This window comes from Fibrobacter sp. UWCM, from assembly GCF_900129735.1.
In the GTDB taxonomy this organism is placed as follows: Bacteria; Fibrobacterota; Fibrobacteria; order Fibrobacterales; family Fibrobacteraceae; genus Fibrobacter.
The window spans coordinates 156,394-178,746 of record NZ_FQWR01000002.1 but is presented as its reverse complement, the minus strand read 5'-3'; the positions used below and the strand labels follow the sequence as shown (position 1 = coordinate 178,746).

Sequence of the window (22,353 nt, the reverse complement as noted above, 5' to 3'; positions counted from 1 at the left end):
CATATTTTTTTGCAAAACACGTGCACAGATAAGCACGTGTTTTGTTTTTTAGGGCCGTTCCTTTTATCGCCTAAAATGGTCGTTTCATCTAGAAATACAACCCCTCTCCCTTATTATATAGTGCGGTTTTTGCTAAATTTGGCGCAACCTTGTAGTATAGGAGTACTAGATGTCAAGGAATTTCGCCCTTTTATCGGCACTTGCCCTGAGCCTCGCGATACCATCGTGGGCGGGCAAGACGTACACCCGCGAAGAAGCGATCAATATTGCTCTTGAAAAATCTTCGGACGTCAAGTCTGCCGAAGAAGACCTGAAAAGCGCCAGCTCCCAGGTAACCGCCGGCTACGGCAACGCCTACCCCACAATCGACCTGAGTGCAACTGTTACCCGTATTTTCGGCCTGGACGATGTCGAAAAAAGCACCGACCTTACCGATGCCGCCGCCCAGATGGCAGCAGGTACCGACGAGAACGGCAACCCCATGGCAAACGCCTACGACCAGCAGGTTATCGGCCCCGCCGTGGACGGGCTCATTTACGGTATGAAGTCGCAGGGCTACCGCTGGCAATCCAGCGTAGGCATCACGGCCACGCAGATTCTCTACGCCCAGGGCAAGGTGGGTACCGGCATCGAGATTGCAAAGGCATACAAGCGCGTAAGCGAAGTGAATCTCGAAAACAAGAAGGCCCAGGTCCGCTACGATGTCGCGAACGCATTTGACCAGCTCATCTATCTCGATTCCGCAATCAGCATCATGTACGCCTCCAAGGACATGCTCCAGGAAAACCTGAACTTCGTGGAACAGTCCCTCAAGAGCGGGCTCGCCACGGAACTTGACCTCATCCGCGTGCAGCTCTCGATGGACCAGCTGAACTCCAAGATTGCAAGCACCGAAAAGAAGCGCATCCTCGCCCGTAACGCCCTCCTGAACACCATGGGCCTCGAATGGGAAAGCGACGTGCAGTTCCAGGGCGACCTGCGCGACCCCGCGGCAGGCTACACCTACCCCGACACCAGCATGGCGAACGTGAAGAAGCGCCGCAGGGAACTCGTGATGCTCGAAGAAACCGAGAACATGAAGAACCTGAACATCGAAATCGAGGAAGGCGGCTACAAGCCGACAGTCGTGCTCCTTGGCGGCATCAAGTACGCAAACAACAAGAACGACTTCTTCGACTGGGATGCACCCAAGTGGGATAAGCTCAGCAAGTACGTGGCACTGAACGTCACAATGAACCTCTTCAACGGCATGAAGACCCGCGAGAGCGTCACGCAGGCCAAATCGAGCCTCCGCAGCACGCAAATCCAGAAGGAAACCGCCGAGCGCGGGTTCCGCATGCAGATTGAATCCTGCGCGAACACGCTCGAGGACGCGAACAGCCAGATTGAAATTGCAAAGCGCCAGGTTGACTTGGCGCAGAAGAACTATGACCTCACGAACGACGCCTACAAGCTCGGGCGCGAAACGCAGCTGAACCTCCTGACGGCAGAAAACAGCCTGCGCACCGCAAAGCTCGACTACATGAATTCCATCGTCGAATGGAACAAGGCATACAACGCCCTCCTGCAGGCCACCGGAGAATATTAATAGGAAGCAGAATATGAACAAGATCACGAAAACAGTCATCACCCTTTCAGCCATTTCGCTTCTTCTTGTCGGCTGCGATCTCAAGAAAGACGAAAAAGCCGAAGCAAAGCCCACTACCATCGAGGAAATCCAGAAGGAAAAGGGCAAGCCCGCACGCGTCGTGAAGGCAACCGCGGCAAAACTCAGCGATGTCCGCAAGTTCAGCGGTTCTATCGAAGGCATGCAGCAGTCCTACGCCATCTCCAAGATGGGCGACCCGCTCGCAAAGATTAACGTGCAGGTGGGTTCCTCCGTGCAAAAAGACCAGGTGCTCGCCGAATACATCTTTACCGGCGACAACACGCAGTACCAGCAGGCACAAGAACAGGTGGCCCTCCTCGAGAAGGCGACCGAGCGCATGCGTGAACTCCATGCCAAGGGCGGCATCAGCCAGCAGGACATGGACACGCAGGAAATGCAGTTGAAGATTGCCAAGATGAACCTCGAGACCGCCCGCCGCGCCACAAAGATTCTCGCACCGGCTGCAGGCGTGGTGACCGAGCTCAACTACAAGGTGGGCCAGACTCCGGGACTTGGCGGCGTGTTCTGCACCATCGCGAAGCTCAACCAGGTTATCCTCAAGCTGAACGTCACGAGTAACGACATCGGTTACTTCAAGAAGGGCGCTACCGCAACGGTCACCGTCGCCGGCGAAAAGATCAAGGGCAAGGTGACGCTTATCCCGCTCGCCGCCAACCCGCAGACCCGATTCTTCCCGGTGGAAGTCACCTTCGACAACAAGCACAAGAAGCTCCTCCCCGGCATGTACGTGACCGCGGAACTCGACGCACGCGAAGTGAGCGGCATCGTTATCCCGAACGAGGCGATTGTCTACCGCAATGGCGTGAACGCCGTATGGACTGTCGACAACGAAGGCAAGGCCCGCCGCAAGATCGTGAAGCTCGGCGTGCAGACCAAGGACGACATCCAGATTACCGAAGGCCTGGAAGACAACGAGACCGTCATGGTGGAAGGCCAGAACCGCATGAGCGACGGCGACAAGGTCCTGATTGTCGAATAAGGGAGTTTTGCTGAATGATTAAGGCCAGTATCTACAAACCGATTACCATGCTCATGGTCATCTTGACCGTGGTGGTTTTCGGTCTCTACACCTACAGCATGATGGTGGTCGACCTGATGCCGAAATTCGACGTCCCCGTGGTCACCGCAACCATCATCTACCAGGGCGCAAGCCCCGAAGAAATCGAATCCACCATCATCAAGCCCATCGAAGACCAGGTGGAACTTGTTGACGGTATCGACTACGTGCAGTCCATATGCCTTGAGAACTACGGCATTCTCGTCGCCATGTTCAACATGGGCGTCAACGTGGACGTGGCCGCAAACGACGTGCGTTCCAAGATTGACCTTGCATCGGTAAACTTCCCCGATGCCGTGCAGGCCCCGATTATCGCGAAAGTCGATATCAACGGCGCCGCTATCATGTCCATCTCGTTTACCGGACCGCTCAACTCCACGGAACTCCGCCAGAAGGTGGAAGACGATATCGAACCGCTCTTTACCGCAGTTTCCGGCGTGGCTAGCGTCGATGTGTTCGGTGGTACCACTCGCCAGATTTCCATCGAGATTGACAAGGACAAGATGCTCGACCGCAATGTCGATATTGCGACCATCATGGGGCTCTTCGGGCAGTCGAACGTCAATTTCCCTATCGGTGAAGTTATCGGCAAGCACAAGAACACGAGCGTGCGTACCTCGGGCAAGTTCCAGACCCTCGACGAAATCCGCAACATGGATATCCCGACGGCGAAGGGCGTTATCAAGCTCTCCGAAATCGCAGTTGTCAAAGATACCATCGAGACCATCACTTCCGCATCGCGCTTCAACGGGCAAAACTCCGTATCGCTCGATATCAAGAAACGTTCCGACGCAAACGTGGTGAAGGTTTCCGAAGGCGTCATCAAGCGCATGAACGAAATCCAGAAGACCCTCCCCGAAGGATTCGAACTGCACCTGGTGTACGACAAGTCCGAAGCCGTGAGCGAATCTATCGACAACGTTATCCAGAACATCATCATCGCCATCGCGCTTACCGCAGGCCTCCTGCTTCTGTTCCTCGGCAAGTTCTCGACGATGATTATCGCTGCCCTCACGATGCCTATCTCCGTGATCGGTGCTTTTACCCTCATGTACTTCGCAGGCTTCGGCATCAACATGATGTCCTTGATGGCACTTTCTTCATCGGTGGGCTTGCTCGTCACAAACTCCATCGTGGTGCTCGAGAACATCAACGAAAAGCTGAAACTCGGGCTTGAACCCAAGGAAGCCGCCTACAAGGGAACCTCCGAAATCTTGGTCGCCATTATGGCATCCACGCTCACCAACGTTTGCGTGTTCGTGCCTATCGCATTCATGAAGTCCATCGCCGGTATCTTCTTCCGCACCTTCGGCCTTACCATGGTGTTCGCCACGTTCGTGTCGCTCCTCGTGACCTTCACGCTGACACCGCTCATGGCCGCCTACCTGTTCAAGGGCAAGAAGAAGGATGAATTCGGGAACATCATCGAAGAAAAGCCCGGCATTATCGCAAGCGCGCTGGGCATCTTCCCGAAGGCCCTGAACGGCGTCCGCTTCATCTACCTCAAGACGCTTTCGTTCTGCCTCTCCATTCCGGGCGTGATTTTCCAGGTCCTCGCTCTCGTGGGCACAATCGCTGTCGTCGGCTTCCTTGCCAAGAACGCCCTCACGGTCGAAATTATGCCGAAGCAGGACCAGGGCATGATTAGCGTCAAGCTCGAAATGCCCGTGGGCACCAACATCGAGACGACCGACAGCATTGCTCAAATCATCGAAAGCCGCATCAAGGGTGTCCCCGAAATTGTGCACTACAGCATGAACGTCGGTGGTTCCAACGGCATGACGACGGTCAACCAGGCAACGATGCGCGTGAAGCTCTTGAAGGACTGGGAAGGCCGTACCCGCAGCACCGACCAGATTGTCGATTCCCTGCGCCCCTACCTCGCCGACATCCCCGACGCCTACATTTCCATCAAGTCCGCATCCGCTTCCGAAATGAACAACAACTCCGCGGGCGACGTGGTGCTCGAAGTGAACGGCCTGCATGCGGATTCCGTCGTGAAGGCGTCCAACCTGATTATGGACCGCATCAAGGATTCCATCAGCGGCATTGTTGACCTCAAGACGAGTTACGAAGCGGGTAAGCCCGAAATTCGCCTCATTCCGAACCGCCAGGCACTCGCCGACTACGGCGTTACGCTCCAGACCGTCGCCACCTACAACTACATCGCGGTGAGCGGCTACGAAGCGGGACAATATACCGAAGACGGTGAAGAATACGATGTGTACGTGCGCATGATGGAAAAGGACCGCCAGAGCCATACCGACATCGAGAACCTGCCGATTATGACCCCGAAGGGTTACCTGAACGCAAGCGAACTCTTCTATATCGAAGACGGTGCGGGCCCGACCCGAATCGACCGCAAGCGCAAGCGTACCCGTGTCGACGTTTCCATGAACCTCTTGCCCGGCCACACTACCGGTGAAATTATGGGCAAGGTGGGCGCACTCGCCGAAAGCATGAAGAGCGAACTTCCCGAAGGCATTACCTTCAGTTTCGGTGCACAGGCCGACATGCAGAACGACATGGTGGCGGAATTCAAGGTGGCCATCGTCATGGCAATCCTCCTCACCTACATCCTGCTTATCGCGCTCCTCGAAAGTTTCGCACAGCCGTTCATTATCATGATGACCATCCCGATGGGTGCTATCGGCGTGTTACTCGCCCTCGTCTTTACCGGCAAGGCGCTCTCGATGATTGCCCTCATGGCCATAGTGATGCTTATCGGTGTGGTGGTGAACAACGCTATTCTATTGCTTGACGAATCGAACAGGCTGCTGCGAAGCGGTGCCATGGGAAGGCGTTCGGCAATGATGACTGCTGCAAAGAACAAGTTCCAGCCGATTGTGCTTGCAACGTTTGCGTCCATCGTGGCACAGCTCCCGCTCGCATTCGCGCTCGGTGGTAACGTGGCCGCCATGACGCAGCCGATGGGTATCGCATCCGTGGGTGGCCTCCTCGTGTCCGCCATACTCACGATGTACCTCGTGCCCACGTTCTTCTGGCTCCCGAACGCCATCTTCCACAAAGCGAAGAAAGGCGCGAGCAAGATCAAGAAAAAAATGAACAAGCACGCGACGGCATAAGCCCGCACAAGCAATGTTTCAGAAATCCCGCCCTAACCGGCGGGATTTTTCGTGCGCAAAAAGGACTAAAAGGTGCAATATGTATATTTTTTCTTTACAAAATGCCAATGATAATATATATTTAGGAGTAACCTGCTCAAGGAGCCGCCTATGACCACCCAGACCCGCCCCTCCTGTTTCCGCCGCTTCTCGGCTTTCAAGGCAATCATCCTCTGCCTGCTGGCAGGGCTATTCAGCACGGCTTTTGCCGAAGACTGGGACGGCTCTACTTCAAAGCCTTCTTCGAAAACAGTTGACGGCGTTGAGTATTATGTTATCACAAGCCCGAGTGAACTGGCTTGGTTTGCGTATCAGGTGAATGAAAAAGGGGAAAATAAGATAAATGCGATACTTGGAAATGATATCCATTTTATGGATGATGATTCTTTGACTAGTAAGATTTCATTATCTACTATTGGTATTTCAAATACAAATGTTTATGATGGTATTTTTGATGGGGCTGGCTATACAATCTATGGTTTGTATTCCAAAGGTGCAATATTTGGTTATACTGGAGAAAATTTTGTTCTCAAGAATTTTTCTGTAAAGAAAAGTGATATCGTTACATGGGTGGCACGAAACTACGGCACAATAGAAAAATGTAATGAAAATAATGATGGTGCAAAACAAATTGCAGGATTTGCGTATTTGAATTATGGGATAATCAAAAACAGTTTCGCGAAGAATTTTGGCATAGCATATACAAATAGAGGACTTATTGAAAAATGTAATAGTAGTGGATTGTTGGGGGCGTATTATTCCAGTGATTACACAAATATTGGGTTTAATGAAATAAAAAAGGGATCAAACAGAGCTGGCATTGTTTCTGATAATTATGGAACCATAAAAAATAGTTCTTTTAAACCTGCTGATATAGTAATTGTGGACAAAGGTTATTTTGGCGGAATTGCTCTATATACAGGAAAAAATAGCACCATAGAAAATTGTTTGTTCCGTGGGGCGGTTGAAATAAAAAATACTAGTTCAAATAGTTTTCAAGTGAGTGTGGGCGGAATTACTGCTAGGGCAAGCGAGAATGCGAAAATTATCAATAATATTGCCATTATAGATACTCTTGTGGTAAAGGGAACTAGTTATGGATATGTTGGTGGAATTGTCGGACATATGAACGGATATACGTCTGGTTCAACGGAAGGAGGAATCATTTCAGGCTCATACGCAAACATGCGAATAGATTCACTCGTTTTTCCCAATAATAGTGAAACCTATTATAGTATTTATGTTGGTGGAATTGTGGGTTCTGCATATTTGTGTGATTTGAATAATTCAAGGTCAAATCTAACAATAGGAAAGGGCGTAAATATTGGAAGTAAAAATTTTCTATATGTGTCACCTCTTGTAGCCAGTATACAGGGTGAGTCTTATGGTAATTCCCGAATAAACTCATCTTATGGAATCCTGAAAACTGTAAAAAATGCTAAAAATCATATGTATAGTGGTGTTACTTGTGAAGCGTCGTATAGCCGTTTAAACAATGTTTATTATGATATTACCGTTTCAACTCCTGATACGATGCATGCTGTTGGAAAACTTGATGGAAATTCAACACAAACGAATATTCTTGGCAAAACCACCGCGGTCATGCAATCGCCTGCATTTGTAGAAACGTTGAATACAAATGCTGGTCTTGATGACGATAGCGGAATCTGGCAATACTGCGAGGGCAATTATCCGATTCTCGTGAGCGAGGGAACCTGCGAAGAATTCTACTCAAAATATGGATTGTCAAGTAGTTCTAGTGCTGAATCTTCTAGTTCAGCTACTGTTGAATCTAGTAGTTCCTATGTCGAATCCAGTTCGTCGGAAATTGAATCCAGTAGCAGTTCCGAGATTGCTTCGAACTCTTCGAGTTCTCTGGGTGACGAGGTAAGTTCTTCAAGCATGATCGCGTCTTCGTCATCGGGGGCGGAAAGCAGTTCTTCCGCGAAGTCTTCTTCCTCTGCGAAATCGTCATCTTCGTCGAAGGCAAATAGCAGTTCCTCAAAAGCGAAGAGCAGTTCCTCGAAGGGGACGGATATTGTTTGGAATACTGTTCAGCCTATGTTCAACCTCTCAGTAAACGGCATGACGCTCACGCTTTCTAACACGCAGGGTGGCGTTGTCCGCATCTTTGATGCGCTTGGTCACATGGTTGCTGCCAAGCCAATTGCCAGTGCAACGATGAGTATCACCCTGCAAACTCCGGGCAACTACATCGTCCGAGTGAACGGAATAAGCCGTAGCGTGACGCTCAAGTAAGCCCCATTGCCCCGTAACACTAGTTATCGGGGCTTTTTTACGCCTTTTTGAAAATTATTTAGTAGAAAAATTATTTTTCTGCTAAATAATTTCTTTATTTGAACTATATCGGGGCTTTTATATTTCTTTCCAACTGATGAATAACTGCGACACTGGTTTTCCCGGTGCGCATTTTGTACATTCTCCCCCATGACACCACTTATTTATTGGGGAGTGTCACGCGAGGCAGGCATATATCGCGTGGCGGTTCCAGACATATACGATGAACTTGCGCTCGAGCGCATTCGCATAGAATCGGGGTGCCGGGTTATACCCGAGCAGCACAGCGAAAAGGAAATCCGCCAGATGATAAAGCAGGCGGCATGCGGGGGCGCGGACTGCATAAGCATTCCCGAGGCGCCAAAACCCGGGGGCATCAAGAGCAATAGTTGGGAATCGGAGCCCATCATCAACCTGGTGGATTCGCTTATCGAGAAGGCGCAGGAACTGAAGGCGTCGGACATCCACCTGGAACCCGGTGAAAATACGTTCCGCGTGCGGTTCCGCATCGACGGAATGCTCGAGGACTACCGCGAACTGCCGGGATGGCTCGCCGAACCCGTGCTTATCCGGCTCAAGCTACTCGCAAACGTAGACATTACCGAAAGGCGCCTCCCCCACGACGGGAGTTTCACGTTCCAGGGAATCTACCAGAACGTGAATATCCGACTGAGCACGCTCCCCATACAGGCGGGCGAAAAGTGCGTACTCCGCCTGCTGCAATCACAGGATAGCGGGCAGACGCTCGACAGTCTCGAGTTTACGGGCGAAATCCTGCACGCCTTCCGCGAGATATTCAACAAGCCGCAGGGACTGTTCCTGATTACCGGGCCCACAGGGAGCGGGAAAACCACCACGCTCTACGCAGGGCTCCGCGAGATACTGCACCGGCAGGTGAACGTGACGACCATCGAGGACCCGGTAGAATACCCGCTGAAGGGGGCGAACCAGGTGCAGGTGAACGCGAAGTGCGGATTCACGTTTGCTACCGCCATGCGGTCGATACTGCGCCAGGACCCGGACGTTATCCTCATCGGGGAAATCCGTGACGAGGAAACCGCGCAAATCGCCATACAGGCGGCGGAGACGGGCCACCTCGTGCTTTCTACGCTCCATACGAATAGCGCGAAGGCGGCAATCGACAGGCTACGCGATTTGGGCGTATTGCCCGAAGCCATCCGGGAATCCGTCCTCGGGATTGCCGCCCAGAGGCTGTTGCGCAAGAAGTCGCCCGGCGGATACAAAGGGCGAATCGCCGCAGTCGAATTGCTCCGGCCCGACGGAACGTTCGTGCAGGGTTCATTGCACGAATATGCAGACAAACTAGCAGAAAGGGGAATTACCGACGAGGCTGAAATCCGGCGGGTACTCGGTTAAGCAACCGTTACCGCTTTTCGGTTTCGGGTTCCTTCACGTAGCGGATATTCTGGTGGATGACGCTACGCCTGCGGACCATCGTGGAATCTTCCGATTCGGGCTTGTACTTGCAGGGCGCGACAAGCATTGCCGCAAGGTTCAGCGCCTGCGTGCTATCGAGTTGCGAGCAGTGCACGCCGTAATACGCCTCGCTCGCCGCCTCGCACCCGAAAATGTCCTTGCCCCACTGGGCGTAATTCAGGTACAGTTCCAGAATGCGCTTTTTCCCGAGGTCGTATTCCATCAGGAATGCGTACCCCAGTTCGCGCACCTTGCGTTCCCACGTGCGTTCGCCCGTAAGGAAGAGGTTCTTCGCGAGCTGCTGCGTGATGGTCGAGCCCCCGTAGCGCAACTTGCCCGAAGTTACGTTCGCGTCGACTGCGGTAACGATGCTCCGGATATCGATTCCCGGATGGTAGTAGAAACTCGGGTCCTCTACGGCAATGACCGCATGCTGCAACTTTTTGCTGATGGAATCCAGCGGGACAAAGCTGTGCTTGATTTGCACCTTCGGGTTCGAATCCACAAGGTCGAGCATGAACCTGCTCATCTGCGGTTCGGACTCGCGCATCGCATGGATTTCATCTATCGCCCCGAATATATAGGAATGCGCCTTGATGACGAATACCGTCCCCACAATCGAGAACAATACCGAATAGATAAACAATACAACAACAAATATACGGGCGACAATCGAAATCTTCTGGAGCATGGTCTTTACAATATAGATAAATTACTTTTTCCCGCCGAACCACTCGTTCACATCTTCGCCTTCTTTCATGTTCGCAGGAATGTTCTCGAGACCATCGCCCAGGATAATCGTGCGAATACCCGCATTGCCGAACACCTGCTGCAGGTATTCCATGCCCTTGCGGCCCGCCTCGTCGTGATCGAGACACAGCACCACGTTCTTTTCCTTGAACAGCGGGAGCCACTGCACCTTGAAACTGCGGACGCCGGGAATGCCTACCGCCTGCAGACCCTGCTGCAGCATCGTGAGCGTGTCGATAACGCCCTCGCACAGGTAAATCCAGCCACGCTTCTGGTCGAGCGCAGACATGTTGTACGGGAACGGAATCGTGCCCTTCAGGTGAAGTTCCTTGGGCTCGACGCTCGAATCGACGGCGCGCGCCTGGAAATGCGAAGCCCTACGGAGCGTATCGAGGTACGGGAAAATCAGCGGGTGCTTGTAATAGCGCAGGTTACCCTTCTCGTTGAACAGCCCTACGTACTGGAGCACTTCCAGACTGTAGGTTTCCTTGAGCTGACGGTTCAGCGCATTGTAGTCGGTAATGGTCCGGAGGAGCATCCTATCCCACACAGGCTTGTATATGCGACGCTTCATGAGGTAGGCCGCCGCAGGCGTACCGTCCACCGGCGCAAGCATCTTTAAAAACGAGAGCACCACCTTCTTGCGTTCGTCCTCGGGAATGAGTTCCTTGGGTTTTTCTTCCAGAAGCGGCTGCAAGTCCTCTTCGCGAGATTCCTGCCCACGGGATTCCTGAACGCGGGAACTGCGCTCTACCGCATTCACCGCCTGCACCGTGCGTTTTTTCGGGGAACCTTCCTGTGCCCTTTTTCCACCGGGCAACAGGAACGGGTAGGTTTCCTTGAGCCAGTCGAGCGCCTCCATAAAGGAGCAGCCCCTGTACTGTTGCACCAGGTCAAACACGTCGCCACGGATATCATCGCACACCCAGCAACGGAACAGCCCGCGGTCCTCGGATATCGAGACCGAAGGCGTACGGTCGCCGTTCGCATGCCGTTGCGGGCAAAAGCAGTGGAACCTGCCCCGCTCGACATCGATGCCCAGAGCCCCGGCAACCGAGGTAATGGAAAGCGACGCCTTGAATTGTTTCAGTTCTTCGCTGGTCATTTGCAGGAATAATAGTAACTATATTTACGGCATGCACGTTCTTGAAAACGAACCGATGAGCAAACACACCTCATTCCGCGTGGGCGGGCCCGCTCGTTACTACGTGAAAGCGGAATGTGTAGCCGACCTGCAAGAGGCGCTCGCGCTTGCCCGCAGGGGCAACATGCCCCACTTTATTCTCGGGAACGGCACGAACGTCCTCGTAAGTGATGAGGGATATGCCGGCGTTATAATAACGCTTGCGGGGGAATTTTCGGCCATCGATTCGCCAGACGGCAGAACCTACCGGGTCGGTGCAGGGTGCCCGCTCGGGAAATTCGCCCGCGCGACTCTCAAGCAGGGGCTTTCCGGTATCCACAAGCTCGCGGGAATCCCCGGGACCCTCGGGGGCGCCATCTACATGAACGCGGGCGCGTACGGGCAAGAAATCGGGACTTGTTGCACGCAGGTCACAAGCCTCGATACCGCAGGCAACACGCGAGTGCGTACCGCAGGTGAATGCGCCTTCGGGTACAGGCACAGTTTATTCCAGGAACTTGCCCGGAATGGTTCCGCAGAAACAATCCTTTCGGCGACGTTCGCGTTCGACCCCGCCACCGCGGGCAACAATCCCACCGGAGAATCGCAGGAGCAAACCGTCGCGCGTCTCGAGGCGGAACTTGCCGAATGCATGGCAAAACGCAAGGCGACACAGCCCCTCAACATGCCCAACGCGGGTTCCACCTTCAAGAGGCTCGCACAAGGCGCCGCAGACACGCCTACGCAAATCGCCCCCGGCTACTACATCGAGGCGGCAGGCCTCAAGGGCACACGCATCGGCGGCGCCGAAGTCAGCACGCTACACGCAAACTTCATCGTGAACGCCGGTGGCGCAACCGCAAAGGATATTTCCGCACTTGCAGAACTCGTGCAGCAGAAGGTCCGCGAAAAGTTCGGGATTACCCTCGAGCGCGAGATAATCCTTCTGTAACGCAGGTGCCAGCGCCTGAACCTCCACGCAAGGTCGAGCCTCCCCCAGGGCAAAAAATTTGCGGTTTACCCCCGTTTTCGCTTGACGAAACAGTCAATAAAAAATATATTTGGCACACAATCGGGGATATAGCTCAGTTGGTAGAGCGACAGGTTCGCAATCTGTAGGTCATGGGTTCGACTCCCACTATCTCCACGCAAAAGAGGCCGGTATAAACCGGCCTTTTTTATTTTCTTAAAACTCCACTTTTACTCCCGCCTTAAGCGAGGTCAGCAGGCATGTCTCGGGGAAATAGTCCTTGAGCGAATTCGGCAGCACGTACCGCAAGTACGTCTGCTCCGCCCCCAAATAAAGCGTGAGCCAGTTCGGGTTCCAGTTGAACACGAGCCCCCACTTCCCCGAGAACTTACCCATCTTCTCGTATTCCGCGGAGGCGCCATCCACCAGGAACGCATAGAACAAGTCAAACTTCGTCTCTACGGAAATCTTCGTCTTGAACAAGTAAGAAAGCCTCAACTGGAACGAGGGGCCAATCCAGCGGCTCCAGTACCTGTCAAAAGAAAGGTCTTCCGTCTGGTCAAGTTCGGCATACGCGGCATCGATATACGGCTGGAACACGTTCGGATCCCAGCAGAGCGAATCCCCGTTTTCGGCCACACACTTCGCCACGACCTCTTCAAAATTTATTGTCGGGAATGTCTGGTCAATGCAGTTGCCCCAAGCATCGCGTTCACAATCCTCTTGCGAACTACCGACATAATCCAGAATGTCGAGAAGGTAGTCGGCCTCGTATTTCGCACCCAGGTAGGCAGAGCCGTTCAGCCCCTGGGTTTCGGAGCGGTGCCAGGAACCGAACACGCCCGCAGTCGCCGGGCCATCCTTCCTGTAGTAAATGGATCCCGCCACCCCAAAACGCTGAGCCGTATATCGCGCGATGTCAAATTCCACCCAGCCGTAACCCGCCGGATTGAAATCCCCTTCGCTCGTAATATTGAAATCCACCCCGATATCCAGGAGCAGGCGCTGCCCGACAAGCGAATACTCCAGCCCCGGAGCCATTGTCCAGTCGTTTGTATCGAGCACGGGCATGTCTTCGTTCGTCACAAACCAATCCGAAACAAACGCAACGCCAAAGGAATGAATCCAGTTGCCCGTAGAAAAATCCAAGTACCCGCTTACCGAGGCGAACAAGTCGCCGCCATTTTCGGAAACGTCTTTTGTAGAACCATATTCGGCATAGTGCAGACCGTAAAAGCCCAAGTTGCCCAAGAAACGGAAAGACACCTCCGAAGTATCCGCATCGCCACCCAGGGCCTCCTCGTAGGCTTCCAGGATTTCGCTGATTTCTTCGGTGTACTCGCCACCCGCATCGCGAGCCTTCTCGAACAGTTCAATAGACTTGGAAACGTCCCCCGCCTCTTCGGCTTCAAGCGCCTGCCTATAAATGTCTTGTTGCGTCTGCGCAAAAAGCGCAGACGCTAACAACACGAGGAATAATGTCAGGGACCGCATTACGGCTGAGGTGGTACCGGCTGAGGCTGCCACCACCAGGGGGGCGGCAGTACAGGCGGAGTGTTACCTCGCATCGGATTCATATTCGGAGAATCGGGTCTATCGTAAAACGGTTGACGCTCGCGAGGTTCATTCTTTTGCGGTTTTCCCTCAAAGCGAGATTTTTCGTTCCGTTTTTTCGAAACGTCTTGGCGAATGCCCTGTTTTTCGACATTGGACCTTTCCTTCAGCTTGGAAAGGATCTGTTCGCGGGCCTGCTTGCGTTCTGCACGCATTTTTTGCCATTCTGCGCTTTCTTTAGCGCCTAAGTCCGGGGTCTGATTAGAAATTTCCGCACTTTCGGCAGGGGTCGGAACACTGGATTCCGGCGCTGCAAAGCCCTGGGCGAACGAAAGCGTCGCCGCGAGGCCTATAATCGATATGAAAGTTGCGTGTTTCATACTCATTACTTAGCAAAAACCGTGCCAGTTTTCCTTTGGGCTTTATTTACTGCTCATTTCGAGCATTCTAGCAAATAATATACATAAAATTCGCGTTCACCCAAAGTAAAATTTCGAGACTTTTTGCTCCTATAGTACTTTTTGTTCCGTTTTTTGGTTTTCAGACCCTTAATTCTTGAAATCTTCCTTTTTTATACCCAGGCGTTCCATGATTTCGCGCAGCACCTTGCGGTCGATGCCCAAGATTGTCGCGGCAAGAGTCAGGTTCGCATTGCTATCCTGCAGGGCGCGGCCAATGACCTCGCGTTCCACGGTCTCGCGGGCTTCCTTGAGTGTGCGGGGGCTTTCCTTCGCCTCCTTCTGCACCTCGTCGAGCCCGATATCCTTGGGCTGTATAACGCCGTGAACCGCCTGCACCAGGCCCTTCTGGATGCGGTTCTCGAGTTCGCGCACGTTGCCCGGCCAGTGGTAACCGAGCAGCGCCTTTTCGGTATTGCGGCTCATCTTGAACCTGCCACGGCCGTACTCGGCACCGTAGCGCTTGATAAATTCTTCTGCAAGCAAAATAACGTCCTGGCCACGTTCGCGCAGGGGCGGCAGTTGGAGCGGCATCACCTGGATGCGGAAGTACAAGTCCTCGCGGAAACGTTTTTCACGCACGGCCTCTTCCAAATCCACATGCGTCGCAGATATCACGCGCACGTTCACCGGAATCTCGCGGTTATCGCCCACGCGGGTAATATGCTTTTCTTGCAATACGCGCAGGAGCTTCACCTGCATGTTCATCGGCAGTTCGCCAATCTCGTCGAGGAAAATCGTGCCGCCGTCAGCCTCCTCGAAAAATCCCTTGCGGGTATCAATCGCCCCGGTGAACGAGCCCTTCGCATGCCCGAACAGCAGGGATTCTATCAGGTTTTCGGGAATGGCCCCGCAGTTTACCGCAATAAACGGGCGTTCCGCACGCGGGCTGTGGTTATGGATAAAGCGTGCAAACACTTCCTTGCCCGTACCGGTTTCGCCGCGGATAATCACGGGTAGCGGAAGCGTAGAAAGCTTTTCGGCCAGGGCGACAAGGTCTGCCATGGCCTTGCTCGAATAGACAATCCCGTCCTTACGTACAACGTTCTTCAAAACATCGAGCGATTCCTTGTCGCGCAGGCGGTCGTAGGCGGCAAAGGCAAACTTTTCGCACACCGCCACGAACGAATCGAACAGGGCGCTGTCTTCTTCGGTAAAGGGTTCCTCGCGTGCGGCGCGCTGCAGGTACAGGTAGCCCGATTCGCTATCGGGAGTGCGGAACGGGGAAACCATGATACTCGTGAGCTGGTTCTGCACAATAGACTTCGAAAGGTCTGCGGTATCGTCGTCGAGCTGGTTCCACACCACCGCCCGCCGTTCGCTCTTCGCCTGCCTCACCGCCGAAATAGAAATGCTCACCTGCTCCGGGTTCGAAAAGTGGAGGGGAGTCTCGCCCGAAATATCCAACACAGCGGCATCCGCACGGAGCACGCTTTTCGCCACTTCAAGAATCTTCGAGAAAAGACTTTCGGGCTGTTCCTCGTCAAGGAGGGTCTTCACCACGTCCAGCATCTTTTCCGTTGCAAGCATCGTTTCTGTCTTCATACCTAATTACTCCATTACGTCATTCGGGCTGTTCCGGCACAGGCAGGGATTCCAGCACCTCGCCCGAAATCCGGCCCGCATCGCCCGAAGAATCTGCAACCAGCCCGGTTGCGCCTTCGAGAGACCTCGAGTTGGAAAGTATCTTCGCACCAGTCTCATCGATAGACGGTTGCCTGGGAGCAAGCGCGAAAAACAATACCAACACAAACAATATAAATCCTAATACCCCCGCAAAAACAGCGAATTTGCGGTGACCTGTGGGCTTCGTCACTGCAAATTCGGGAGGCAAGCCGCATTCCGCACCCGCGTCGCGACAATTCGTTCCGATTTTCGCGGCAATGTTCTTGGTAAAGGCATCACGAATGGTTTCCCAGGTGACCGACCCGCGGGAGGCGGCGTCAAAGGCAATCTCAAACAGTTCGTCGAGTTCCTCGAAATCTTCGGCACGTTCGGCAGGGTCGGCACGTAGCGTTGCCTTCCACAAGGGAGCTAGTGTGGAAAGGATTTCCGCATCCATTCCCTTGCCGTAGAGGAGCGCGGTCACATCCACCGCATCTATTTCCGCCGCGGCCTGTGCAAAGCCATCGAAGCAATCGCAGTGCAGCAGGTCCTCGCCCGCAACAAGCCGGTAGAGCAATAGCCCCAGGCTGTACATGTCACTCTTTACCGTGGCAGGCTTGCCCTGGATGCGTTCGGGCGCGGCATACGCGAGGGCACCCGGGCCCACTATCCCGCAGTCGATAAGCACCGGAGCAGCGTCCGCCGTCACGAGCACGTTGGAGGGGCTCAGGTCCCCGTGGTGAACGTCGTTTTTTGAAAGTTGCGCGAGCGACTGCGCCAGGTTACGTACAAGCGAAATTGCTACCGGCGCGGGAACGCAACCATCCTTTGCTGCGAAGGGGCCCGCAGGGAGATTGCCCGCAGGGGGATTGCTCGCGAGATCCGCAACCGAAACGCCTTCGATAAACTCGTACACCAGGTAGTGACGGCCCGCCTTCTTGCCCGCTTCCATCAGGCGGTAGACGCCCGGAATGCGTTCGCGCAGGAGAGCTTCTACCACACGGGAATCAATCTGAACGCCATCGGCATACCACTTGAGCACATACTTCTTGCCATCCGATTCAAGCGCGTAGACCTGAGCCTCGCCACCCTCGTGCAACAATGCACAACGGTTCACTCCGGCAAGCACGCTCATAGTTCACCCGCAATGGCAAGAGCCTTGAGTGAATCTTCTGCAACAGCCGTCCAGCGCGCAAGCCCCGCATTTTCGGGCAGCGCCTCGTGCCCCATCGACCATATATCCCACGCGGATTCTATGTCGCCCTCGGTCCAGTAGATATTGCCCAGGTTCAAGTAGGCCGAGGCGAACTTCGGGTTCTTCGTCACGATAAAGACGAAAATCTTCTTTGCTTCCTCGGTGCGCCCGAGATTCCCGAGCACAAGCGCCTTCAGGTTGTAACTGAAGTAGTTCGCGCTATCGAGAGCGATAGACTTGTCGAGTAGCGGGAGCACATCGGCATGTCCGTTGCTTGCAAGCGTCGCGCGCGCCAGGTAGAACAGGCTCGTGGAATACGTTCCGGAAATGCGCCCGCTAGAATCCACGCGCGAAAGGATGCGGAATTCGTTCACGGTGCGCTGCCAGGTTTCAAGAACAGGGACCTTCAGGCGTTCGTTCTCTTCGGCAATGGAATAGTAGGCCAGCGCAAGGCCATAGCGCGCGTCGCGATTCGCCGGCTGCATGTCGAGCGCCTTCGAGAAGTTCGCCACGGCACGGTCGTAGTCGCCAATGCGGAGCGCCTCGTTCCCGCGGTTCACGTCATCCTCGACGCACGCGCAGAAACAGATTGCAGTAAGCAATACCGCAACCAAGCGTCCAACTTTTGCAAAACGCCTTGCCATACCCCCAAAATACATTAAAATTCAAGAAAAAAGCGGTTTACAACGCAAAAATTGCACTTTTTATTAAAAAACAGGCCAATAAGCAGTATAATGTGAGCCATAAGCGGCACGGCGCAAGCGTGCCGTGTTGGCAAGAGCGAGTGAGGAACCGGAGGTTCTCAACCCAAGACGACGAACGAGCGGTTATAAAAAAGAAACCCTGGCAGGTGCCAGGGTCCCAAAACATTTCCGAAGTAGAAATTACTTGGCGATGTCGTACTGAGCAACGAGGTTGCCTTCGGCGTCGAGAGCGCGGACAACGTTTTCGTCGCGCTGGAGCGTGAGGCTAGCCTTTTCGCCAGCAGCAGAGGTGAGTTCGACGCTCATGGAGCCATCGGCGTTCTTCACGGCAGCGATGGAGTTGCCCTGGGCATCCTGTTCGAAGTAGGAGTCACCAGCAGCGAGCGGGTTGGAGCCAGTCCAGAATTCGATGGTGTTGAGCACGAGGCCGTCGATGAGGCCAAGGCAAATCCAGTACACACCGAAAATCTGCAGGAAGAAGTGAACGATGGAGTTGAGCCACTTGTTGCCAAGCGTGCCGTTCCACTTGTGAAGCTTTTCGAAGCAAGCGTTGCTGCCATAGCAGCCCGTGAGGGTGATCATGCCAGCGCAAACGAGAGCAGCGATACCTTTTTTCATTTTTTTACTCCTTAAGGATTTGGTTTTATCGTAATTACGACTGAGCAGAAATATAAATAAAAAATATGTTTCTGCACGAATTTTCACGAAAAATTTTCAATTTCTTTGACTATTATCACACTGTCGGGGTGCAGCCGAAGCCTACAAAGTTTCTCTTTTCGCACCCAACGGGCATCTTCGTAGCCATTTAGGCTCATTTTTGTTTCAAAAAAGTTTACCTTGAATGTAAAAAGCCGGCACCCGGGCACACACGCAGAATTGAACGCGAAAATGGCACGATTCTCGGCCAAAACAGCCGAAATACGGTCAAAAAACGCCGTTTTTACACAATTTTCAAGAGTTTCCCCTTCCGCGAGTTCCTCGGAAGGGAACTCCCAGGCACCCGCGTAAGGCACGCCCGAAGGCCTTTTGCACACAAGCAACTTCCCTTCCCGTTCTGCAATCCCGCAAGCAACAAGCATAAACACTCCCCTTTTTACGAATTTTTTGCGAAGAAAGTACAAAATTTTATTTAATTTGAACAAGGGTACACGCATTTATCGGGGCTTTCCCGAAAAAAAAAGGATAGGAGTATGAATTTTTCCCTTAAAGGTACGGCTCTCGCACTTGCCTTATCGCTCTCGCCGGCCATCGCCGCCGATACGCTCAGCATCTGGATTATGCCCAACGGCGCCACCCCGCAAGAGAAACTGGAACAACAGCTCGAAAAGTTCACGCAAAAGACTCGTATCCCGACAAAGGTGACCGTGCTCGACTGGGGAGAAGCCTGGAACCGCATTTCTACCATGCTCGAAACCGGGAACGGCACACCCGACGTACTGCAGCTCGGGTCCACGTGGGTCCCGTACTTTGCCGCACGCGGCGAAATCAAGCCCCTGAACGCCTACCTCGACAAGATTGATTCAAATCGGTTCGTGCCCGTCTCGTGGTACACGTCGCACATCGATTCCGACACGAACATCTATTCCGTTCCGTGGTTCATAGACATCCGCCCCGTGCTCGGCAACAAGCGCATCATGGAAAAGTACGGCATTTCGCCCGCCGACATCGAGAGCTACAAGGGTTTCACGAACGCCATCCGCAAGGTGAACGAGGGCAAGGAAATCCTCGAAGACGGTGCAAAGATTCGCGGTTACGCGCTCCCCGGCAAGAGCGACTGGAACATTCCCCACAACTTCGCCCCCTGGGTGTGGAGTTACGGCGGCTCCTTTGTCAAGAAGGACAACAACGGCAAGTGGTGCTCGAACATCCTTGCACCGCAAACGCTCGAAGGGATAGCCAAGTACATATCGTTCGTCGTCGACTCGCTGGTCTCTACCGACGCGCTGCAAGCGAACTCCGCGCAAATCGCGCAGCAGTTCAACAACGGCGAGCTTGCATTCATCGTAAGTACGGCAGAAGTCGTGATGCAGACGCGCATCCACAGTTCGCAGGGCGGGCTTTCGAATTCGCGTATCGGGGCGGACGGCGTAATTGTGCTACCTTTCCCGAAGGGAACCACGGGCAGCGTGAGCTTTATCGGAGGATCAAACCTCGCCATTCCCACAAAAAGCACGAACAAGGAAGCTGCCAAGCTGTTGCTCTACCTGACCGAAGACAACAGCCTGGACGACTACACTAAGCAAATCGGGTTCCTACCCACATCCAAGGCGGTTCTTGCATCCTGGGCCGAAGACGAAGCGTACAAGAGCCTCGTAACGCAGCTAGAAACCGGCAAGACCTACCCGGCACTCCCCGAATGGGGCGAAGTCGAGCAGTCGCTCGTCTGCATGTTCAGCGCCGTATGGGACCACCTGGAACTCCCCGTCCCCTACTCCGAGGAGAAACTCTACCAGATATTCAAGAGCTACTCGGATACCATCAATAACCAGCTCGGCTATACGCCTACAAGCACGACGACCTACGCCGAATTCCAGGAAATCTGGGCAAAGGCGATGAACAAGGGCGCCCCAAGGGACACCTCCGACAAAAAGGCCGGGCAGGCCGAAGGGAACGGAGTCAACCCGACCTTCTTTATATTCTTCTTTGTACTAGTCCTGAGTTTCCTTTTTTCGTACACGCGCAAGAGAAAAAGTTAAACTAGAACCATGAGCGAAAAGAAAATCCTAAAACTCTCCAAGAGCATCATCGTCAAGAGCCTGCTGCTCCTGGTAAGCACAATGGCGGTCGTCACCATCGGCGGCACGTACTATTTCGCGAAGCGACAGACCCAGATGACGCTCGAGTCCGCCGACGAGACCAACATCATCCACCTGCAGCAGATGTCGTCGACCCTCCACAACGAGCTGTTCCAGTTCGGCAACCAGCTTACCCTGCTCGCCAAGGCATCCGAAATCAAGAGCATGGACCCGGCCATATCGACCAGCTACCTCAAGAGCTACAACATTTCCCCGCTATTCATATCGGGCGAAAAAGTTTCCCTGTTCGACCGTAACGACAGCCTCATCTGCGACAACGCGATGATTGCGTCTGCCCCCACCAAGTATCCCGTAGACTTCAGCAAGATTACACCGCACAGGCCGTTTATTTCGGGCTGGTACCGTGACTCGGACAACATGCGGCCCAAGCGCGCTTTCGCGACAGTCGTCTCGGACAACGCGAAGGGCAACGGGAGTCTCGTGGCCAGTTTCTCGGCGCAGAGGCTCTGGAGAATCCTTTCCGAAAGCAAGGTGGGCAAGAAGGGGTACTACATCGTCATCAATTCCGAAGGCGAAATACTGTTCCACCCCGACCTGGAGACCTGGCTTACCGAGCCTCACAAGATTGCAGAAATCGGAATCAAGGGGTTCGACCCGAAGGCAGACGAGACAAAGGGAATCAAGTTCTACACGCTCTCCGATAACCAGGCCTACCTTGCAAACTACGTGTACGACGCCTCGTACGATTTCGGCCTGCTGTCGCTGCAGCCCAAGTCCGAAATCGACGAACAGGTGGCTTCGCTCCTGCTCGTGAGCAAGGTCATGCTCGCCACGGCGCTTATCGCGATACTGCTCATTTCTTTCTGGCTCTACCGCAAGCTGGTGCTCCCGATGGGGCGATTCGTCCAGCACACCATAGAGATTTCGGAAGGCGACATGGAAGCTCCGGATATCGACGTGGGCAACAGGCAAGACGAAATAGGAATCCTCGCGAAGCACTTCAACATAATGCACCATACCATCAAGCGACAGATTGCGGAACTGAACGCGCATAGGGAGATGCTTGAACAGGAAGTGCAGGAACGCACGAAGGAACTCGAGGAAGCGAACAAGAAACTCGACCTGATTTCGCGGACCGACGAACTCACCGGACTTCCGAACCGGCGCGACATGTTGCGGACCATCGACAACGAGATACAGCGCGTGACCCGCTCCAAGAAACCTTTCTGCTTCATATTCATCGATATAGACCATTTCAAGAACGTGAACGACACCTACGGGCACGCCTGCGGCGACGAGGTTCTCAAGCACGTCTCGGCCACAATCCGCAACCTGCTACGCAAGTACGACGTGCTCGCGCGATACGGCGGGGAGGAATTCCTCACGCTGCTCCCGGAAACCGACCTCGAAGGGGCGAAGATTGTCGCCGAGCGTTTCCGCAAGACAATTGAGAACACGACCGTCATATTCGGGAAACTTTCCATCAAGGTGACCATCACGCTCGGCGTCGCGCAATACGACCACGCGCTCGGGGTAGACAAGAGCATCCAGATGGCGGGCCGCGCGCTCTACGAAGGCAAGGAAACCGGGCGCAACAAGGTGATTGTCTGGAAACCGGAGTCGTAGGGCAAAAAAGAAAAGCGCCGCTGAAA

17 protein-coding genes and 1 tRNA gene are annotated in these 22,353 nt (G+C 53.8%); 9 read left to right on the top strand and 9 right to left on the bottom strand.

Going from position 1 to position 22,353, the window contains the following annotated elements; translation table 11 throughout:
* The first annotated feature begins 169 nt into the window (after positions 1-169).
* The 5 genes from BUB22_RS02175 to BUB22_RS02155 all read left to right on the top strand — a co-directional run bounded on the left by BUB22_RS02175 (position 170) and on the right by BUB22_RS02155 (position 9,526).
* Entirely contained in the window at positions 170-1,588 is a 1,419-nt protein-coding gene (locus BUB22_RS02175; RefSeq protein WP_073113727.1) for a TolC family protein, read from the top strand.
* Positions 1,589-1,601: 13 nt separating this feature from the next.
* Entirely contained in the window at positions 1,602-2,648 is a 1,047-nt protein-coding gene (locus BUB22_RS02170) for an efflux RND transporter periplasmic adaptor subunit (protein WP_073113726.1), read from the top strand.
* 14 nt (positions 2,649-2,662) lie between these two features.
* On the top strand, positions 2,663-5,812 hold the full coding sequence (locus tag BUB22_RS02165; protein ID WP_073113725.1) for an efflux RND transporter permease subunit: 3,150 nt from the start codon (positions 2,663-2,665) through the stop codon (positions 5,810-5,812).
* A 150-nt stretch (positions 5,813-5,962) separates the two neighbouring features.
* Positions 5,963-8,110 carry a hypothetical protein gene (locus BUB22_RS02160; protein WP_073113724.1) on the top strand — a complete coding sequence of 716 codons (2,148 nt, stop codon included), beginning with the start codon at positions 5,963-5,965 and terminating at the stop codon, positions 8,108-8,110.
* Positions 8,111-8,299: 189 nt separating this feature from the next.
* On the top strand, positions 8,300-9,526 hold the full coding sequence (locus BUB22_RS02155) for a GspE/PulE family protein (RefSeq protein WP_083535339.1): 1,227 nt from the start codon (positions 8,300-8,302) through the stop codon (positions 9,524-9,526).
* A gap of 7 nt (positions 9,527-9,533) precedes the next feature.
* Here BUB22_RS02155 and mtgA read toward each other — a convergent pair whose 3' ends face one another.
* Together mtgA and BUB22_RS02145 are read right to left on the bottom strand one after the other, a co-directional pair.
* Positions 9,534-10,277: a monofunctional biosynthetic peptidoglycan transglycosylase gene (gene mtgA, locus BUB22_RS02150; protein ID WP_073113722.1), complete on the bottom strand. Its 744-nt coding sequence runs from the start codon at positions 10,275-10,277 to the stop codon at positions 9,534-9,536.
* Positions 10,278-10,298: 21 nt separating this feature from the next.
* Positions 10,299-11,441 (bottom strand): toprim domain-containing protein, encoded by a 1,143-nt coding sequence (locus BUB22_RS02145; protein WP_073113721.1) that lies wholly within the window; start codon positions 11,439-11,441, stop codon positions 10,299-10,301.
* A gap of 31 nt (positions 11,442-11,472) precedes the next feature.
* On the opposite strand from BUB22_RS02145, the gene murB reads away from it, so the two are divergent.
* Together murB and BUB22_RS02135 are read left to right on the top strand one after the other, a co-directional pair.
* A complete protein-coding gene (murB, locus tag BUB22_RS02140; RefSeq protein WP_073113720.1) occupies positions 11,473-12,411 on the top strand; it encodes a UDP-N-acetylmuramate dehydrogenase in 939 nt (312 codons plus the stop codon).
* Between the two features lie 122 nt (positions 12,412-12,533).
* A tRNA-Ala gene (locus BUB22_RS02135) sits at positions 12,534-12,606 on the top strand.
* A 39-nt stretch (positions 12,607-12,645) separates the two neighbouring features.
* Here BUB22_RS02135 and BUB22_RS02130 read toward each other — a convergent pair.
* From BUB22_RS02130 to BUB22_RS02100, 7 genes are all read right to left on the bottom strand, one after another.
* Complete coding sequence (locus tag BUB22_RS02130) at positions 12,646-13,899, bottom strand: hypothetical protein (RefSeq protein ID WP_143151889.1); 1,254 nt, start codon at positions 13,897-13,899, stop codon at positions 12,646-12,648.
* A 23-nt stretch (positions 13,900-13,922) separates the two neighbouring features.
* Entirely contained in the window at positions 13,923-14,363 is a 441-nt protein-coding gene (locus tag BUB22_RS02125; RefSeq protein ID WP_139258667.1) for a hypothetical protein, read from the bottom strand.
* 168 nt (positions 14,364-14,531) lie between these two features.
* Complete coding sequence (locus BUB22_RS02120; RefSeq protein WP_072809892.1) at positions 14,532-15,986, bottom strand: sigma-54 interaction domain-containing protein; 1,455 nt, start codon at positions 15,984-15,986, stop codon at positions 14,532-14,534.
* Between the two features lie 19 nt (positions 15,987-16,005).
* Positions 16,006-17,181, bottom strand: coding sequence for a protein kinase domain-containing protein (locus BUB22_RS02115; protein WP_073113718.1), 1,176 nt, complete (start codon positions 17,179-17,181; stop codon positions 16,006-16,008).
* Positions 17,178-17,885, bottom strand: coding sequence for a tetratricopeptide repeat protein (locus BUB22_RS02110; protein ID WP_254794595.1), 708 nt, complete (start codon positions 17,883-17,885; stop codon positions 17,178-17,180). Before BUB22_RS02110 ends, BUB22_RS02115 begins: the two co-directional genes overlap by 4 nt.
* A gap of 240 nt (positions 17,886-18,125) precedes the next feature.
* The gene (locus BUB22_RS02105) at positions 18,126-18,563 is read right to left on the bottom strand and encodes a DUF3332 family protein (RefSeq protein WP_072809886.1); all 438 of its coding nucleotides are present in this window, start codon (positions 18,561-18,563) and stop codon (positions 18,126-18,128) included.
* Positions 18,564-18,646: 83 nt separating this feature from the next.
* Positions 18,647-19,087 (bottom strand): NUDIX hydrolase, encoded by a 441-nt coding sequence (locus BUB22_RS02100; RefSeq protein ID WP_139258666.1) that lies wholly within the window; start codon positions 19,085-19,087, stop codon positions 18,647-18,649.
* A 48-nt stretch (positions 19,088-19,135) separates the two neighbouring features.
* On the opposite strand from BUB22_RS02100, the gene BUB22_RS02095 reads away from it, so the two are divergent.
* The gene (locus tag BUB22_RS02095) at positions 19,136-20,641 is read left to right on the top strand and encodes an extracellular solute-binding protein (protein ID WP_073113715.1); all 1,506 of its coding nucleotides are present in this window, start codon (positions 19,136-19,138) and stop codon (positions 20,639-20,641) included.
* A 9-nt stretch (positions 20,642-20,650) separates the two neighbouring features.
* Positions 20,651-22,327 carry a sensor domain-containing diguanylate cyclase gene (locus BUB22_RS02090; RefSeq protein WP_073113714.1) on the top strand — a complete coding sequence of 559 codons (1,677 nt, stop codon included), beginning with the start codon at positions 20,651-20,653 and terminating at the stop codon, positions 22,325-22,327.
* The last annotated feature ends 26 nt before the right edge of the window (positions 22,328-22,353 follow it).

What these genes read in the sequence shown, in the direction of transcription:
- BUB22_RS02175 (WP_073113727.1), top strand. Translation starts at nt 170, where the DNA reads ATGTCAAGGAATTTCGCCCTTTTATCGGCACTTGCCCTGAGCCTCGCG.
- BUB22_RS02170 (WP_073113726.1), top strand. Translation starts at nt 1,602, where the DNA reads ATGAACAAGATCACGAAAACAGTCATCACCCTTTCAGCCATTTCGCTT.
- BUB22_RS02165 (WP_073113725.1), top strand. Translation starts at nt 2,663, where the DNA reads ATGATTAAGGCCAGTATCTACAAACCGATTACCATGCTCATGGTCATC.
- BUB22_RS02160 (WP_073113724.1), top strand. Translation starts at nt 5,963, where the DNA reads ATGACCACCCAGACCCGCCCCTCCTGTTTCCGCCGCTTCTCGGCTTTC.
- BUB22_RS02155 (WP_083535339.1), top strand. Translation starts at nt 8,300, where the DNA reads ATGACACCACTTATTTATTGGGGAGTGTCACGCGAGGCAGGCATATAT.
- mtgA (WP_073113722.1), bottom strand. Translation starts at nt 10,277, where the DNA reads ATGCTCCAGAAGATTTCGATTGTCGCCCGTATATTTGTTGTTGTATTG.
- BUB22_RS02145 (WP_073113721.1), bottom strand. Translation starts at nt 11,441, where the DNA reads ATGACCAGCGAAGAACTGAAACAATTCAAGGCGTCGCTTTCCATTACC.
- murB (WP_073113720.1), top strand. Translation starts at nt 11,473, where the DNA reads ATGCACGTTCTTGAAAACGAACCGATGAGCAAACACACCTCATTCCGC.
- BUB22_RS02125 (WP_139258667.1), bottom strand. Translation starts at nt 14,363, where the DNA reads ATGAAACACGCAACTTTCATATCGATTATAGGCCTCGCGGCGACGCTT.
- BUB22_RS02120 (WP_072809892.1), bottom strand. Translation starts at nt 15,986, where the DNA reads ATGAAGACAGAAACGATGCTTGCAACGGAAAAGATGCTGGACGTGGTG.
- BUB22_RS02115 (WP_073113718.1), bottom strand. Translation starts at nt 17,181, where the DNA reads ATGAGCGTGCTTGCCGGAGTGAACCGTTGTGCATTGTTGCACGAGGGT.
- BUB22_RS02110 (WP_254794595.1), bottom strand. Translation starts at nt 17,885, where the DNA reads ATGGCAAGGCGTTTTGCAAAAGTTGGACGCTTGGTTGCGGTATTGCTT.
- BUB22_RS02105 (WP_072809886.1), bottom strand. Translation starts at nt 18,563, where the DNA reads ATGAAAAAAGGTATCGCTGCTCTCGTTTGCGCTGGCATGATCACCCTC.
- BUB22_RS02095 (WP_073113715.1), top strand. Translation starts at nt 19,136, where the DNA reads ATGAATTTTTCCCTTAAAGGTACGGCTCTCGCACTTGCCTTATCGCTC.
- BUB22_RS02090 (WP_073113714.1), top strand. Translation starts at nt 20,651, where the DNA reads ATGAGCGAAAAGAAAATCCTAAAACTCTCCAAGAGCATCATCGTCAAG.